Below are 17370 nucleotides of genomic sequence, written 5' to 3' on the forward strand. Positions count from 1 at the left end.
TATTTGTTTGTAATTAAAAAGGGTTGGAAAATGAAATTCTAACCCTTTTTTTATTATTTATTCCACTTTTGATTGTACTTTTTCATCATATCTAAAGTCTCTTTTTCGCTAGAAAAAACAGAGTTTAAACCTTGTGGTTCTTGTGGCGGATCAGTTGTGTAATCATCGCCTTTTTTCCATTTTCCGTCTTTTGGATTGTTTTTTCCAATTCCAGCATAACCCCAAAAATTTAAGGCAACAAACGGTTCGTTCTTTGTGATTGCATCATCCAAACGCTTAAAAACGGCATTGTAAAATTGATTTCTAAATTCAGATGAAGCATTTCTATCCAAACTTTCTTGATTTCGCGGGTAACCAAATTCTTCTAAAACGATAGGTTTATTTAATTCTTTGGCAACAATGATGTGTTCGTTGATGTATTCAATTGTTTTTTGAATGGCAATTGGTGTTGAACCTTTTTCGTCTTCCATTTTATACCAACCCCAATTTTTTGGCCAAATGTGCATCGTTAAGTAATCAATGTTTTTGTTGGTGTGTGTTCTTTTAAAAGCCGCCAAATCATCGTTTGAACCTGCTTTTCCTTCAGAACCAGTTGTGATTAAATGGTTTTTGTCTAAATTATCCATATAATCCACAACATCGTTTAACCAAATGGTAAATGCCTTTTCATTTTCTTTAGTGAAAATTCTCGGTTCGTTAGCAACTTCCCAAGCCATAATGGTAGTATCGTTGGTATATTTTTCGTTGGTAATTGAATTAGTTCGGTTTATAATAAATTTAATGTGTTTTTTGAACGAATCCATACACGGTTTACAACTATGAAACTGCGATGTATAACTCATGAATTGTGGCCAAGTATTTGGAGCGATATTCGGGTTTGGAACTTCACCATAACCATTCCATTCCAGATATTTTGCCATTCCTCCAGACCATTCCCAATTGTTATTCAAATATAAAATAGCTGTTAAGTCGCGCTTTTTCATCTCTGATAAAAGAAAATCCAAACCTTCAAGTAATTCTTCGTTGTATTTTCCTTGTTCGGTTTGCAATGCTTCTCTCACGGTAAAATCTTGATTTCCACCTTCGGCACCAACAAGCACTCTAAGGTTTGAAATTCCGTAAGCTTTAAGTTCGTCAAGTTCTTTTAATAATCGTTCACGATTACCACTTTTTGCTCCCAAAAGCGCACCATACCAATAGTTGGTTCCAACAAAATGATAAGGCTTTCCATTTTTGATGAATTTTGAGTTTTCAACAATTATAAATGACTTTTCGCTTTGACACGAAATCGTTAGGATAGCAGCAATGAGTAATGTGGCAATTCTTTTCATAAAGATTTTGGGTTTAATTAGTTAAATTTCACCGAAATTTCGTCGGCAAAAAGTGTTCCTGTTGCAAAACCTAGCGCAATCATTAAGCGGTATTTTTTTGTTCCTTTTGGCAATGAAAATGTTTTGGTATAAAACGTCCAATCGGTTGTTCCAGTTACGAAAGTTACACTTTGATCATTTCCAGTTTTGTTACTTCCATCAGAGGTAAATTCAATATTTAATAATCCGTTGTTCCAAATGTCTTTTCCTTGAACGATGTTGTCCGATTTTAACCAACCTGAAACTGTGATTGAAGTTGCATTTTCTGGAACATCGGCAATTTGGTCAATGCCATTCCAATCAAAAGTGTTTGATTTTAATACTAATGCTGATTTTCCTTCTTTAAAAGTTTCTGTTGAAACAGTTGCATTTCCACGCCAAGAAGTTATTCCGTTTTCAAAATTTCCGTTGGTCAACTCGATAGGTTTTGCCTCATAATTTCCTGAAATTACTGTTGGCATGCGCTTAGCGTTTTCTGCTTCTGTAATTTTGTTTAATTCTTCTTGTGAGATTGCAATAGCTTTTATTTCATCAAATAGTATTGTTCCGTTGGTTTGACCAAGTGCTAACATTATCCTTAATTTAGATGCTGAAGATGGAACTTTTATGGTTTTTTTATAAAAAGTCCATGGAGTTGTGCCTAAAACTGAAGCAATATTTTCGTTTTGAAAACCTTTTCCAGATGAGTTGATAAATTCAATATCAAATTTTCCTGTGTTCCAAGTATTTTCTCCTTTTTCAACACCATCCGATTTTATCCAACCGCTTAATTCTATGGCAGTTGTGTTTTTTGGAATAGAAATGGTTTGATCGATAGCTTTCCATTGAGCACCAACATATTGTGTGATTATAGCGCTATTTTTTCCATTTTTCTTATCGAAGGATGATAGTTTGGCAACATCGCCATTCCATTGGTTTAGTTCCATTTCAAATCCGCCGTTTTGAACTAGATTTTTTTGAGCAATAGCGTTAGCACTAATTAAAGTGATTAGTAATGGAATTAGTTTTTTCATAATTATAATCTTTTGATTAATTCGATGCACGCACGAGAATTGTGGTAAGGACATTTCCAAAAACCTGCTTTGTCTTTTTGAATTGGTGAATAATCTTGGTTAATTCCCCAAATCCATTCGCCATTTACTTTGTCTAAAATATATTTTTCTATGAATTCAAAGTTCTTTTCTGCTATCAAGAGAAATTCTTTATCTTGTGTTAGTTGGTATGCATTTACCATTCCTATTAGAAGTTCTGATTGTGGCCACCAATGTTTTTCGGCAATTAATTTATTTTCTTTTGGATCAAATTCATACCATAAACCACCATCAACATCAATTCCTTCTTTGGTCACTTTTGCAATTTCAACAGCATAGTTTTGGTATTTTTCGATAAGTGGTTTGTCAGCAATTACTTCAGCACACCATTGTAGTAACCAAGCAGCTTCGATGTCATGACCATAGGAAATAACATCTGGTTTTTCAACCCAATTTTCATCAAAAAACAGTTTCAAATGCCAGGTTTTTTTGTCGATAAAATAAACATCGATAACATGAAGAATTTTTGCAATTTTGAATTTTAAATCTACATTTTTCCATACACTGTAAAGATTTGCATAGGCTTCAACAATGTGAAGATGCGTGTTCATGGTTTTTTTTTCGTTGGCATCTTTTTCGCTTAAACGCAAATCTTCGATAGGTTGCCAATCTCTTGTAAAGGCTTCAAAATAACCTTCTTTTAGATTGTCATAGCTGTGAAGTTCTATCTTTTTGTATAAATCAATAGCTAAGTCTAATGCTTTCTTGTCTTTACTAATTTTGTAATATTCGGTTAAACCATAAATGGTGAAAGCTATTGCATAAATTTGATTTTTGGTTTCTCTTGGACTTCCATCGGCATTTATACTCCAAAATATTCCACCAAATTGGCTATCGTAAAAATTAGAAACAATATAATCGAAAGCTCTTTTCGCTAAAGATTTATGTTTTTCATCATTGGTAATTTCAAATGCAGCCGAAAACGACCATAATATCCTAGCATGAAGTACTGAACCTTTTGGAGCATCAAAATTTTTATAATTTTTATAATCAATTTCGCCGATAAATCCACCATTTTTATTGTCAATGGTTTCAAAACTCCAATAGTTTAGAATTTCAAACAACTCTGATTTTGCAAGTGATTTTAAGGTGTCGATTTGGGTTTCCACTTTGTGTAATCTTGATTATTTTATACTATTATTTTTGTTGATTAAGTCAATTATAGTTTGAACAGAACCAAATGAAGTAAACGTATCTTCGGGCGAATTACAAACATAATCAACTAATTTTTCAACAGACGAAACGGCAACATGCATTCGTGTGTCTGAAGAAGCGTAATAAATAAAAACAGTTCCGTTTTCATCAGCAATCCAACCGTTTGAGAACAAAACATTGGAAACATCGCCAACACGTTCATCATTTTCAGGCGCCATGAAATGTCCGGCAGGTTTGTGAGTTACTTTTGAAATATCATCCAAATCAGTCATGAACATATACAAAGTATATCGCAATCCTGCAGCAGTATTTCGAACACCGTGAGCAAGATGTAGCCAACCTTTTGCTGTTTTTATTGGCGCTGGACCAAGACCGTTTTTTAATTCATAAATCGTATGATAGGTTTTTCCGTAGATGATTTTTTCATCTTCAACTATTGGGTTTTCCATGTTTTTGATGAAGCCCAAACCAATTCCGCCTCCATTTCCAACATCGATAAAACCATCTTGTGGACGTGTGTAAACGGCATATTTTCCGTTAACAAACTCTGGATGAATTACCACATTTCGTTGTTGTCCTGTGTTTGAAATTAAATCAGGAAGACGTTCAAAATGGATTAAATCTTTGGTTCTAACTATTCCAGCATTAGCTATTGCTGAACTCGTGTCGCCTTTTGGAGCGTTTGGATCTTTTCTTTCGGTACAAAAAATTCCATAAATCCATCCATCTTCATGCTGAACCAAGCGCATATCATAAACATTAGTATCGGGATTGTTTTCAATTTGTGGAATAATACAAGGTTTGTCCCAAAATTCGAAATTATCAATTCCATTTGGACTTTCCGCAATAGCAAAAAATGATTTTCTATCGTTTCCTTCTACGCGTAGGCAAAGAATGTATTTGTTGTTCCATTTCATTGCGCCTGCATTAAATGTAGCATTGAAACCAATTCGTTCCAAACCATTAGGATTAGTTTCTGCATTTAAATCGTATCGCCAGTGTAATGGGACGTGATTGCTGGTTACAACAGGATTTTGATAACGTTGATAAATGCCGTTATTTTCTGCTTTTGGTTCGTTTTTTGTTTGAATTAGCTTTTGATAAGATTGCAAAAGAGTATCATAATTGGCAATCTTTTTTACATTTTCAGTAATCATATTTCTGTTTAAAAAAATTTAATAATCAGTTAATCGTTTCCACCAAGTTTTTCTCATAATCAATACAATTACAAAGAATAAGGCTAATACAATTCCAAGTGAAGTCCATTTTGAAAGGATCAAATACATTGGAAGTAGTGTCAGTAAAATTTGTCCTGAAATGCCTAAAAAGACATTCAGCATATTGGTTTTGAAATTTTTATTTTTTTCAATGGTTGGTTCTGTTAGTGCAATTTCGTCGTGAATTGGTTTCCAAAATCCCCAAGGTCTGACATCTTTGTAGAATTTGATTAAGGTTTCTTTGTTTGTAGCTGGTGCAGCATAAGAACCAAGAATACAAGCGATTAATTGGATAATTATGAAAACTGGGAAGAAATAAAGCATTCGAGTTCCGTCAAAATAATTAGTGATTCCTGTAACTGAAAGTGTTGGCGGAATAGCACTGGCAATAATTCCAAACAGCATTCCATAGAAATATCCATTGGCATTAAATCGCCACCAATACCATTTTAGAACGTTGGCGCAAACAAATCCACCATACAAACCAGCGGTTATAATATTGAAAATCATGTTTACATCTTTTATCAAAAGACCTAAACCAATTCCTAGAATAACCATCACAATTCCAGAAAGATATCCCATGTTGATTACTTGTTTTCTATCAGCATTTGGGTTGAAATATTTTAGATAAATATCATTGACGATATAAGCTTGACCAGCATTTAAAGTTCCCGAAAAATTACTCATAAACGCGCCAAGAAATCCTGCTAAAACCAATCCTACTAAACCTGTTGGCAAGTATTTATTGATTACTGCCGGCATAATGCTTTCAAAATTTATTCCGTCAGTATGATGTGAAAGTGCTAAATCTTTGAAAAATAAAATTCCTAAAACACACAATCCCATTACCATGAAATAACGAATAGGTAATAAAATAATAGAGATAAAACCACTCATTTTACTAGCTTCTTCGGGCGATTTTGTACTTAATATTTTTTGACAATCATAGTTTGGTGCTGGACCAGCTAACGATTTTAGAACTCCAGAAAAGAACATCATGCTTACAATGGCTGAGAACAATTTGTAACCATCGCTTTCTAGTTTTTTGGTAGCTTCAGGTAAAATGGTATCCCAATTTAATCCTAATTCTTTTCCAAATAGTGGATTGTCCCAACCTAATGGCATTTTGTCTGTAATTATAATTCCTGATTCGGCTAGATGTTGCATGGCTATGGTTCCAACAAATAATGAACAGATAATCATAATCATGTATTTGATAAAATCAGCCAAGACAATTCCGTGCATTCCGCCAATAATACTATAGAAAGTTGCTACAATACAAATGCTGACACCGTAAAACTGAGCTGTTGTATTTTTTGCTTCAATTAAAGCCGAAGTATATTCGGGAGAATTTATTGGTAAGCTTTCTAGATTGTAATCAAGGAAAGGAATTACATCTTTTACAACTTCATAGGGAATAAAAATTTCTAGAAACTCGCCAACACCAACAAATGCATAAGCCATATAACCAATGCAAAGCATCAAGGCAAAAATTACAACAATAGCATGGCTTTGTTTTACTCCTTTGTCTGATAATCCAAATCGGGTTCCAAGCCATTCAGCTCCAGTTGTAGCGTTGCTTCGTCTAAGCCATTTGCTCAAGAAAACCATTAGGAAAACTTGATTAAAAACTGGCCACATCCACGGAATCCATACGCTTTTAAAACCATATAGAAACGCCATACTGACTAAAAGCATTGTTCCAGAAATGTCAAACATATCGCTAGCATCGCTCAACCCAAGCATGTACCAAGGTAGTTTTTTTCCACCCATTAAGTAATTGTCTTTGCTGCGCTTGGCTTTGTTTTTCATCACAATACCAATGACAATCATCATTATAAAATAGAGTGCAATTATGGTTAAATCTATGGCTGAAAGTCTCATTTATTTTTGAAATATTATAGTTTGGTTTTTATTTGTATAGGTTTTGTTTAGAAACGTCTTTTTGAAAAAGAGTTTTTTCTAAGTTGTAAAAATCGATAAAATCTTTTTCGTTTGGATGACCTTTAAACGGAACGTAGTAATGCATTTTATTTTCACTTTCTTGCCAGCCGTGATTTCTCCATGCAAGAACAAATGAAATTTTATAGTTTCCAATTGCGTCCATTAGTGTTTTTGTCCAAAATTTGTCATAAGGAATTTGCTCATAACCTGTTTCAGCAAAAGCAGCAATTTTTCCATGTTCTTTGGCTACTTCGTCCATTATTTTAAATTGTAATTGACATTTTTCAACAAAAGAGTTGTCTCTTGTTGGATTATCATACAAATATTTATCAAAACTGATCATATCTACATAATCATCTCCAGGATAATATTTCATAAATTCTTCTTTTGAACTAAAATCGGAAGTGTTGTAAATATATATTAAATTGTGAACGCCTTTTGATTGGTAATAATTGACTGTAAATTTCCATACTTCTTTGAATTGTTCAGGGGTTGCATTGTTTTGACACCACCAAAACCAGTTTCCGGTAAGCTCGTGAAAAGGTCTAAAAAGTATCGGGACTTTTTTGCCATCTTTTCCTTTTATTGAATTGAAAAAAACAATTGAGTTGTCCAACCATTTTTTGTACAAATCGTGTTTTGTGCCTTTTGGGAGTATCGACGCAAAAGAATTAGGAGTAATATCCCAAGCATTTTTGCCTGTAAACGGATTGTCCATGTGCCAACTGATAGTATTAACGCCGTTTCGGTCATAAATTTCGCCAATCCATCTTTTCATTTTATCAAATGGAACGCCGTCAATATCGTTTGGAGAATTGTGTTCTGTTCCACCTAAATCCCAACCATAAACTGCTGGATGATCGCCAGTAATGTCTTTAATGTCGCTTCTTCCTTCTTCATATTTCCAGTTTACGCCATAAGCTAAAACGTCTTGCTGACCAAACATGATTCCTTTATCAAGTAATTTAAAAAGATTTTGATACAGCTTTACGGTTTCTGTAGTCGCGTTTTTGTCGCATGGAAATTTAGTTTCTGTAGTCGCTTTTTGCGATTGACAAGCCAAAGTGGTAAACAAACAAAAACTATATAAAATGTGTTTTTTCATTATTATTTATGTTGATTTTCAGTAAATTCAGTTTTGTTGATAAATTGATTTTTTTGATAAGACTTGAATTTTGTTTTAAATTAATTCGCAAATTCATAAAAATACAATCTAAAAATTTAATATTCTTCAAATATACTTTTGATAATTTATTTAGTATGATATTATTTTATCATTTTTATATCTTATAATTGCAATAAAATTTATAAAATATATGAAAAATATATCTAAAATTCACAGAGAAATTACCCCGTTATCCATGGAAGATAGTTTTTTGGTCTTTGACAGAGTAAAAGATAACTTTGATTTTCCAATTCATTACCATCCAGAATATGAAATAAATTTCATTCAAAATGGAAAAGGAGTGAAACGAGTTGTTGGTGATCATATAGAAGAAATTGATGATGTAGAATTGGTTTTGGTTGGTCCAAATTTGTATCATGGATGGGAAATGAATAAGTGTAAAAACAAAAAAATCCATGAGATAACGATTCAGTTTCACAACGATTTATTTACTGAATCTTTATTGTCAAGAAGAATTATGGCTTCTATAAAAGATATGTTTAATAGGTCAATTCACGGTATATTGTTCTCAAAAAAAACAGCAAATGAATTGGCGGAACGGATTGTAAAGCTTTCACGATTGGATGGAATGGATTACTTTTTGGAGATAATTTCTATACTTCAAGATATGGCTAACTCACGTAATCAGAGGATTTTATCCACTTATACTGTGGATTATGATAAATTTGAAGATGATGATAAAATGAAGGTTGTATATGAGTATGTTCAAAAGAATTTTTCTGAAAAAATAACTTTGGACGATGTTTCAAAAGTAGCAGCGATGAGTCCTGTGTCTTTTAATAGATTTATAAAAAAACGAACGGGCAAAACATTTGTAAACTATCTAAATGATATTCGTGTTGGTTATGCTGCTCGATGGTTAGTTGAAAAAGATTCGAGTATTTCTGAAATTGCTTTCAGAACCGGATTTAACAATATTGCAAATTTTAATCGCATTTTTAAAAGCTTAAAAAAGATTACCCCAAGCCAATATAGAGACGAATTTTATGGGATAAAAAGAATATTATAAATGAGTTTTAATGTCTGTTTTTTAGGTTCAAAAAATGTTGATATGTTAAGTGATATAAAAATGTCAAATTTTTTAAAAATTTTTACGAAATCGTTAGAGGAAATAATAGTAGTTTTTGATAAAATAATATTAACTAAATCTTAACATCTATTATAAATTTGTTATTATCAAAAAATAAATGATAAAATTATGAATAATAAAAATTTATCGTTTCTTTTTTATAGTATTAACAATCTTAACTAACAAACTAAAATTATGAGGGATTTATTTTTTCGTTTTTGTCGAAAAACCAAAAGTTTGAAAGGGCTAACCACTATCATTCTTTTGTGCTCTGTTGCCAGTTCTATGGCGCAATCTAAAATTTCTGGGACTGTAACCGATGACAAGGGTTTGACACTACCGGCAGTTACAGTGGCAGTAAAAGGTGGTAATAATTCTGTTGTAACTGATATGGATGGTAAATATCAAATTGTAGCTAATAGTGATGCAACTTTAGTTTTCAGTTTTATTGGATTTGCAACGAAGGAAGTTCAAGTTAACGGCAAAAATACCATAGATGTTAAATTGAGTGAAAATGTTGAAGGTTTAAAGGAAGTGGTTGTTATTGGGTATGGTTCACAAAAAAAGAGCGATGTTAATTCGGCAATTTCTTCCATAAAATCCGAAGATATTAAAGATTTAAAACAGGTTTCTTTTGATCAAATGTTACAAGGAAAAGTAGCAGGTGTTTCTGTAAGTAATGGTAGCGGTCAACCTGGTGCAGCTGCAAATGTAAGAGTGAGAGGAACAACTTCAATTAGTGGTACTAATGAGCCGTTGTATATTATTGATGGAGTTCCGGTGTCTGGTGATGCTACAGGAAGAGCTACTAGTGGAAGACCAATTGCGGGAAATGATTTTTCATCGTCAGGTGGAACAGGTAATGTTGCTGCAAGTCCATTATCATTAATAAATCCAAATGACATTGAGTCAATAGATGTTTTGAAAGATGCGTCGGCTACTGCAATTTATGGTTCTCGTGGAGCCAATGGAGTTATCATCGTAACAACCAAATCTGGAAAAAAAGGTAATGGTAAAATTGTTTATGATGGATTTACCTCAGTTACTACTATTTCAAAGCGTCTAGATGTTTTAAATTTAAGAGAATATGCTCAATATCAAAATGATTTGGCTGTTCTTTTTGGTCAACCCTTAAGACCTGATTTTTCTCATCCTGAATTGTTAGGTAATGGTACAGATTGGCAAGATGAGGTATATCAAACAGCAATCGCTAAAAATCATAATGTTTCATTTTCAGGAAATTCTAACGGAACTAATTATTACATTTCTGGTGGATTTTTGGATCAACAAGGTAATATAATAGGTTCAGGATATAAACGTTACACAGCAAAAGTAAATGTTGATGGTAAAGTAAAAGATTGGATTAAAGTTGGAACTAGTATTAATGCTGGTGTTTCGAACGAAGATATTACAGTTAACCAAAGTTATGTTGGATTAATTACAAATACTTTACTTCAAGCTCCAGATGTTCCTGTAAGAACATTAGATGGAGATTATGCAGCGCCACCAATGGGGCAAAATGTTGCTTATTTCAATCCTGTTGCTGAAGCATTAATCAAAAAGAATAAATTAATTCGTAAAAATTTTATGGGTAATGCTTTTGCTGAAATTACTATTTTAAAAGGACTAAGATATAGAGTCGATGCTTCTGCTAACACAGAGTTTTCTGAAAATACTGAATTTACCCCTTCATACGATAGAGGATCTCAAGTGAATTTAACAGCTGATTTGACAGAAAGAAGACAAAATTGGTATTCAACCAATATCAGTAATGTTTTGACTTACGATTTTTCTGTAAACAAACATAAATTTACGGTTTTGGCTGGTCAAGAAGCTAATCAAGCACGTTGGGAAGGAATTATTGCAAATGCACAAGATTTCAAAACTAATGATATTTACACATTAAACATGGGTAATCCAGATTTAACCAATGCTCAAAGTTACAAAGGAAGTCAAGCGTTGTATTCACTTTTTGGACGTGTAATTTATGATTTTGATAATAGATATGGATTCTCAGCCTCTATTCGTCAAGATGTTTCTTCAAAATTTGATCCAACTACAAATAATCAAAAAGGATATTTTCCTGCGTTTACAGTTTCTTGGAAACTTTCTAACGAAAAGTTCATGGAGTCTACAAAACAATACATTGACAACATTAAAATTAGATTGGGTTATGGAGAAACAGGAAACCAACAAATTCCTAACAACTTATATTCTGCAAACCTAGGTGCTCAGTCGGATAGTTTCTTACCATCAAATTATGCTAATCCTAACTTGGTTTGGGAAAGTATGAATCAAACCAATTTTGGATTGGATTTTACAACATTTAATAGCAAACTTGGAGTGACTCTAGACTTATATAAAAAAGTTTCTAAAGATTTCTTATTTCAAGTTCCTTTGCCAGACTATCTAACAGGAGGAGATTCGTTTTTAGGAGGTATTAGTGCTCCATTTTCAAACATTGGTGAGGTTCAAAACACAGGATTTGATTTGTCATTAAATTTTGATACTAAATCTTCGAGTAACTTCAACTGGACTTCAAACTTAATTATTTCAAAATACAAAAATCGCGTAAATGAAATTGTTGATGGTTTACCATTAACTCAAGAAGTAAATACAAACGGGTTTTTACCAGTTACTGTAACCAATACTTTAGTTGGTCAGCCTATTGGAATGTTTTGGGGATACAAAACGGATGGCTTATTTACTTCTGTAGATCAATTTACTAATGCTCCAGCTCAATTCGGTCAAACATTTGGTTCTGCTCCTGGGCAAACTTATTTAGGTGATGTTAAATATGTTGATGTTAATAATGATGGAGCTATTGATGAGCGAGATAAAACTGTAATTGGAAATCCTCATCCTGATTTTACTTTTGGATTTACCAATACTTTTAGATATAAAAACTTTGACTTATCAGTGTTTTTACAAGGTTCAGTTGGAAATGACATAATGAATTTAACTTATAGAAACGGAACAAGTAACTCTCAATTATATCAAAATGCACTAACAGATGCATTAAATTACTGGACAGTTGATAATCCAAATACGAATATTCCAAGACCAATCGGAGCGTTAAGTAATACTAACTTAGAAATTTCTGATCGTTATGTAGAAGATGGTTCTTATGTGAGAATTCAAAATGTAACTTTAGGATACAGTTTACCAAGTTCACTTATTTCAAAGGCAAAATTGTCTCGTGTTAAGGTCTATGCTTCTGCTCAAAATCTTTTCACCTTTACAAAATATTCTGGTTATGATCCAGAAATAGGTTCATTAAACCAAAATGTATTATTATCAGGTATAGATAATGGAAGATATCCTTCGCCAAGAACTTTCTCATTTGGATTGAACGTTGAATTTTAAAAAAAATGCAAAATGAAAAATACTATTAAATTAATTAAAAATTGCTTGGTGTTGATGCTTTTTACAAGCATGGCATTACTCTCTTGTTCGGATGATTTTACTAATCGTCCATCAGAAGACTCTATTTTGCTTGACGATTACTATGAAACTAATGTTCAAGTAGCAACGGCTACAAATGCAATGTACAATAGAACATGGTTTCAGTTTCATAACAAATTCTTTTTTGCAATAGGAGAAATTGGTTCTGGAAACATGATGTCATTTTCTTCTGATGTAAGTGCTATGCGTAACTTTTCTATTACAGGTAGCGACCAAGAACTCTTAGCAGGTTGGAGATCACTTTGGGCAAATGTTGCTCAGGCTAATTCAATAATTAACTTTTTGGAAGATAGAGTTGGACCACAAGTGGATGAAGAAGTGTTGCAAAATACTATTGGAGAAGCTTATTTTATGAGAGCTACGGCTTATTTCTATTTGGTTAGACTTTGGGGACCAGTGCCAATTATCGAAAACAGTCTTGATTATGCAACAAATCCATTAATCAATACCAACAGAGTTGAGGATGTTTATGAATTGATTAGAAGGGATTATCAACAGGCAATCAATAGATTATATGAAAAAACTAGAAGTGGGAATTATCCTCAAAATGCAAAAGTTTCAAAAGGTTCTGCTAAGGCTATGTTAGCCAAGGTTCATTTATATAATGGAAATTATCAGGAAGCAAGAACATTAGCACAAGAGGTAATAAATTCTGGAGAATTTAAACTTTTGGGTGGTGCGGAGTTGCCATCAAAATCATTTGCAGACTTGTTTACTTACCAAAATAATAATAACGAAGAGTCTATTTTTTCATTACAATGGAAAGTAAACGGTGTATATGGTAATGCAAGTAATTGTAATACACAATTCGGAATTAGTAATGGCACTATTTCTACATCAAACGCTTCTTATGGTGGCGTGTTTTCTCCTTCGCAAGATATTTTAGGTTTATACGATTCTAATGATTTAAGAAGAAGAGAAACTATAATGTTTCCTGGAACTACATATCCAGAAATTTTAGCGAAAAATGGATCCAATTTTGGACCATTAGTTGTGCCACCAGCAGATCAAATTGGTGGTCAAAATGCTGGAGCTGCAATCAAGAAATACTGTATAGGAGTTGTTAATGGAGATGTTACAGGAAAGGCTGATGCATGGGCAATGATGGAAAATTGTACTTACATTATGCGTTATTCAGAATTATTGTTAATTCATGCTGAGGCGGTTTTAGCTGGTGGAGCAAGCACTTCTGATCCAGCAGCACTCAATTCGTTCAATGCTGTGCGTAATCGCGCTGGATTGTCAAGTTTGTCTTCAATTACTTTTAACGATATTTTTACTGAGAGAAGAAAAGAGTTAGCTTTTGAAGGTGATTATTGGTATGATCTTGGTAGAATTCCTCGTTCACAAGCTATAGCTATTATGTCAGCTCAAAATAGAGGAGATCAAAATAATCCTGCCTATTTCACTCCAGAAGAAGCAGATTTTATTTTGCCTTATCCATCGAATGATGTGGCTAAAAATCCAAAACTTTTAGATCCACCTGTACCTTATGTTTTTAACTAAAAAAAATATTGATTATGAAAAGAATTGAATTAAACAAAATTGTTTGGTCATTATTGATCGCATTGTCTTTGTTTACATTTTCATGTAGCAATGAAGATACAGGTAGCGGAGCAAATACTCCACCTGTTATTGAGAAAGTAAGTCCAACTTTAGATGAAGATGGTGTTCCATCTCAATTGGAGTCTGTTAATGTTGGCTATGCTAACAATATGTATATTATTCAAGGTTCTGGTTTAAAGACTGTGAAAAAGATTTATTTTAATGATTTTGAAGCTGCTTTTAATCCAAATCTTGTTACTGATACTGCTATTTTTGTAACTATTGATATTAATACACCTTATGCAGATGCAAGTAATAAGCTAAAAGTAGTTACTGATTTTGGTACTGCAGAATATGACTTTGTTGTTGCTCCACCAGCTCCAATATTTCATAGCTTTCATCCAATAAATGCTGCCGATGGAGGTCAAATTACAATCTATGGGAATTTCTTTTTGGATCCAATTGTAAAAGTTGGAGATGTTCAAGCAGAAGTCGTATCAAATTCTTTGACTGAAATCGTGGTAACTCTTCCATCAGGTTCACAAGGAAAATATGTAACAGTAGAAACAATTTCTGGTTTAGGAGAATGGAAAACGGCTATTGGAACAGCAATTTTTGACGATGCTTTTTATTTACCTTGGGATATTGAGTCTTGGAATAATCATGAATATGTGTCGGATTACTCAAAAGCTTTCCAAGGAACAACCTTTATTAAAAAAGCAATGGGAGCATGGGATAATATTCAAGGAAATTGGACATGGGTAGATCAATTATCAGGATATACGGGGATTAAATTTGCAATAAGAACTGAAGTGCCTGGAACTATGAAATTTTGTTTTAATGGAGTTTGGGACGAAACTCACTTGATTAATACAACAACTGAATGGAAGGAAGTTAAACTTACTTGGGCACAGCTGGGGAATCCAGCAGCATTACAAAATTTATGTACTTTCCAAAATTTTTCTAAAAATAGTGCGGGTGATGGTATTGCAAATACCATATATATAGATAATTACAGTTATACAGTAGATTAAAATAAATTGAGTTTTGGTTATAATGTTTTGCAGAAACCCTGAGAATAAAATCAGGGTTTCTTTTTTCCATTTTTTTATGAAAAAAATCACAACAACACTGCTAATGTTTTCCTTTTCGCTAATTGCATTTAGTCAAGGAAATACACACAAACAAGAAACAGGAAAATTTGAAGGATTGGCAAATACACCGCCAATGGGTTGGAATTCTTGGAATACTTTTGAAACTCATATTGACGAAAAATTAGTAAAAGAAACAGCCGATATTATGGTTGCTTCTGGTATGAAAGACGCAGGTTATACTTATATTGTTCTTGATGATGGATGGATGACAAGAGAACGCGATAAAAACGGAAATTTAGTTCCTGATCCAATAAAATTTCCGTCAGGAATGAAAGCGCTTGTTGATTATGTGCATTCAAAAGGATTGAAATTTGGATTGTATAATTGCGCTGGAACAAAAACTTGTGCAGGTTATCCAGGAACGCGTGGTTACGAGTACCAAGATGCACGATTTTATGCTAGTTTAAATATTGATTTTCTAAAATATGATTGGTGTAACACTGAAGGAATTAATGCAAAAGAAGCCTATACAACCATGAGTAATGCTTTGAAAACAGCTGGAAAGCCAATCGTTTTTAGCTTATGCGAATGGGGTGATAATCAACCTTGGAATTGGGGAAAACCTATTGGAAATTTATGGAGAATTTCAGGCGATATTAGTCCGTGTTTTGATTGCGAAGACAATCACGGAACATGGTCTTCTTGGGGTTTTATGAAAATTATCGATATGAGAAAAGATATTCGTAAATTTTCTGGACCCGATCATTGGAACGATTTTGACATGATGGAAATTGGAAACGGAATGACTTTTGCTGAAGATAAATCGCATTTTGCTATGTGGGCAATGATGGCTTCGCCTCTAATTGCTGGAAACGATTTTAGAAAAATGTCCAAAGAAACGTTGTCGATTTTAATAAACAAAGAATTGATTGCCGTTAATCAAGACGCATTGGGAATTCAAGGATTTAAATATGCTGATGAAAACGGATTAGAAACTTGGGTAAAACCATTATCCGACGGTAATTGGGCAATTACATTTTTAAACCGAAGCGATGTTGCTAAAAAAGTAAATTTTGATTGGAGTAAAAATACAATCAAAGACATCGATTTTGGTCACGAATTAAATCCATCAAAAACTGTTTACAAGCTAAAAGATTTGTGGAAAAATAAGGACGTTGGAACAACAAAAAAAGCATTTATAGCCGATTTAGCTTCCCATGATGTAATTACTTTAAAATTGACTAAATAATATTTCTATGAAAACTAAAATATCTTTATTAATTCTTTTATTTTCAATTGTGTCAAATGCACAATTCGTAAAAAACCACGGACAACTAAAAGTCGAAGGAACACAACTCGTGGACAAAAACAGCAAACCAATTATGCTTCGCGGAATGAGTTATGGTTGGCATAGTTTATGGCCAAGATTCTATAACAAAGAATCGGTTAAATGGTTAAAAGATGATTTCAAATGCAATGTGGTTCGAGCTGCAATGGGAATTGAACTTGGCGATAGCAGTTACATCAAGCAACCTGAATTTTCTAAGAAAAAGATAAAAGCAATAATTGATGGCGCAATCAAAAATGATATTTATGTAATCGTCGATTGGCATAGTCACAATATTAATTTGAAGGAAGCAAAACTATTTTTTGATGAAATTTCAAAAGAATATGCAGGAAGTCCAAATGTTATTTATGAGATTTTCAACGAGCCTGATGATGAAACTTGGGAAGAAGTAAAAGCCTATTCAGAGGAAATTATCAAAGTAATTAGAAAAAATGATAAGCAAAACATAATTCTAGTTGGTTGTCCACGATGGGATCAAGATATTCATTTGCCAGCAGCAAATCCAATTAAAGGATTTGATAATTTAATGTACACCGTTCATTTTTATGCTGCAACTCACGAAAAATGGTTGCGTGATAGAACCGACGAAGCTATAAAAAGTGGTTTGGCAATTTTCGTGTCCGAGTCAGCAGGAATGGAAGCTACTGGCGATGGACCATTGAATGTAAAAGCTTGGAAAGAATATATTGATTGGATGGAAGAAAGAAAAATAAGTTGGATTACTTGGTCAGTTTCCGATAAAGATGAAACATGTTCAATTTTAAATAAATCAGCTAGTTCAAAAGGAAACTGGAAAGACGAAGATTTAAAAGAATCAGGACTTAAAATTAGAGAGTTTTTGAGAAAATATAACACAGAAAAATAATTTTTTAAAAATAACTTGCAG

12 protein-coding genes are annotated in these 17370 nt (G+C 33.0%); 6 read left to right on the forward strand and 6 right to left on the reverse strand.

The window, feature by feature from the left end:
- Nucleotides 1-53 precede the first annotated feature (53 nt).
- Genes G6042_RS09730 through G6042_RS09755 form a run of 6 tightly spaced genes read right to left on the reverse strand, consistent with a single transcriptional unit; the run spans nucleotide 54 to nucleotide 7882 of the window.
- Nucleotides 54-1331 (reverse strand): glycoside hydrolase 5 family protein, encoded by a 1278-nt coding sequence (locus G6042_RS09730; protein WP_169524241.1) that lies wholly within the window; start codon nucleotides 1329-1331, stop codon nucleotides 54-56.
- A gap of 17 nt (nucleotides 1332-1348) precedes the next feature.
- Entirely contained in the window at nucleotides 1349-2383 is a 1035-nt protein-coding gene (locus G6042_RS09735) for a carbohydrate binding domain-containing protein (protein WP_169524242.1), read from the reverse strand.
- A 2-nt stretch (nucleotides 2384-2385) separates the two neighbouring features.
- Nucleotides 2386-3570, reverse strand: a complete 1185-nt coding sequence (locus G6042_RS09740) for an AGE family epimerase/isomerase (protein ID WP_169524243.1) — start codon at nucleotides 3568-3570, stop codon at nucleotides 2386-2388.
- A 15-nt stretch (nucleotides 3571-3585) separates the two neighbouring features.
- Entirely contained in the window at nucleotides 3586-4773 is a 1188-nt protein-coding gene (locus tag G6042_RS09745; RefSeq protein WP_169524244.1) for a glycoside hydrolase family 130 protein, read from the reverse strand.
- A gap of 18 nt (nucleotides 4774-4791) precedes the next feature.
- Nucleotides 4792-6717, reverse strand: a complete 1926-nt coding sequence (locus G6042_RS09750) for a sodium:solute symporter family protein (protein ID WP_169524245.1) — start codon at nucleotides 6715-6717, stop codon at nucleotides 4792-4794.
- A gap of 28 nt (nucleotides 6718-6745) precedes the next feature.
- Nucleotides 6746-7882 (reverse strand): glycoside hydrolase family 26 protein, encoded by a 1137-nt coding sequence (locus G6042_RS09755; protein WP_169524246.1) that lies wholly within the window; start codon nucleotides 7880-7882, stop codon nucleotides 6746-6748.
- A 211-nt stretch (nucleotides 7883-8093) separates the two neighbouring features.
- On the opposite strand from G6042_RS09755, the gene G6042_RS09760 reads away from it, so the two are divergent.
- The 6 genes from G6042_RS09760 to G6042_RS09785 all read left to right on the forward strand — a co-directional run bounded on the left by G6042_RS09760 (nucleotide 8094) and on the right by G6042_RS09785 (nucleotide 17349).
- Nucleotides 8094-8972: an AraC family transcriptional regulator gene (locus tag G6042_RS09760; protein WP_169524247.1), complete on the forward strand. Its 879-nt coding sequence runs from the start codon at nucleotides 8094-8096 to the stop codon at nucleotides 8970-8972.
- Nucleotides 8973-9269: 297 nt separating this feature from the next.
- Entirely contained in the window at nucleotides 9270-12398 is a 3129-nt protein-coding gene (locus G6042_RS09765) for a SusC/RagA family TonB-linked outer membrane protein (protein WP_235933265.1), read from the forward strand.
- 12 nt (nucleotides 12399-12410) lie between these two features.
- On the forward strand, nucleotides 12411-14003 hold the full coding sequence (locus tag G6042_RS09770; protein ID WP_169524249.1) for a RagB/SusD family nutrient uptake outer membrane protein: 1593 nt from the start codon (nucleotides 12411-12413) through the stop codon (nucleotides 14001-14003).
- Between the two features lie 14 nt (nucleotides 14004-14017).
- The gene (locus tag G6042_RS09775) at nucleotides 14018-15076 is read left to right on the forward strand and encodes an IPT/TIG domain-containing protein (RefSeq protein ID WP_169524250.1); all 1059 of its coding nucleotides are present in this window, start codon (nucleotides 14018-14020) and stop codon (nucleotides 15074-15076) included.
- Nucleotides 15077-15152: 76 nt separating this feature from the next.
- Nucleotides 15153-16385 (forward strand): glycoside hydrolase family 27 protein, encoded by a 1233-nt coding sequence (locus G6042_RS09780; protein WP_169524251.1) that lies wholly within the window; start codon nucleotides 15153-15155, stop codon nucleotides 16383-16385.
- Nucleotides 16386-16392: 7 nt separating this feature from the next.
- Nucleotides 16393-17349, forward strand: a complete 957-nt coding sequence (locus G6042_RS09785; RefSeq protein WP_169524252.1) for a glycoside hydrolase family 5 protein — start codon at nucleotides 16393-16395, stop codon at nucleotides 17347-17349.
- Nucleotides 17350-17370: the final 21 nt, after the last annotated feature.

The sequence above is a fragment of the Flavobacterium solisilvae genome, assembly GCF_012911605.1.
Taxonomy (GTDB): domain Bacteria; phylum Bacteroidota; class Bacteroidia; order Flavobacteriales; family Flavobacteriaceae; genus Flavobacterium; species Flavobacterium solisilvae.

Bases quoted from the DNA above. Each gene is read 5' to 3' on its own strand.
- G6042_RS09745 (WP_169524244.1), bottom strand. From the start codon at position 4,773: ATGATTACTGAAAATGTAAAAAAGATTGCCAATTATGATACTCTTTTG.
- G6042_RS09760 (WP_169524247.1), top strand. From the start codon at position 8,094: ATGAAAAATATATCTAAAATTCACAGAGAAATTACCCCGTTATCCATG.
- G6042_RS09735 (WP_169524242.1), bottom strand. From the start codon at position 2,383: ATGAAAAAACTAATTCCATTACTAATCACTTTAATTAGTGCTAACGCT.
- G6042_RS09755 (WP_169524246.1), bottom strand. From the start codon at position 7,882: ATGAAAAAACACATTTTATATAGTTTTTGTTTGTTTACCACTTTGGCT.
- G6042_RS09775 (WP_169524250.1), top strand. From the start codon at position 14,018: ATGAAAAGAATTGAATTAAACAAAATTGTTTGGTCATTATTGATCGCA.
- G6042_RS09770 (WP_169524249.1), top strand. From the start codon at position 12,411: ATGAAAAATACTATTAAATTAATTAAAAATTGCTTGGTGTTGATGCTT.
- G6042_RS09780 (WP_169524251.1), top strand. From the start codon at position 15,153: ATGAAAAAAATCACAACAACACTGCTAATGTTTTCCTTTTCGCTAATT.
- G6042_RS09730 (WP_169524241.1), bottom strand. From the start codon at position 1,331: ATGAAAAGAATTGCCACATTACTCATTGCTGCTATCCTAACGATTTCG.
- G6042_RS09750 (WP_169524245.1), bottom strand. From the start codon at position 6,717: ATGAGACTTTCAGCCATAGATTTAACCATAATTGCACTCTATTTTATA.
- G6042_RS09785 (WP_169524252.1), top strand. From the start codon at position 16,393: ATGAAAACTAAAATATCTTTATTAATTCTTTTATTTTCAATTGTGTCA.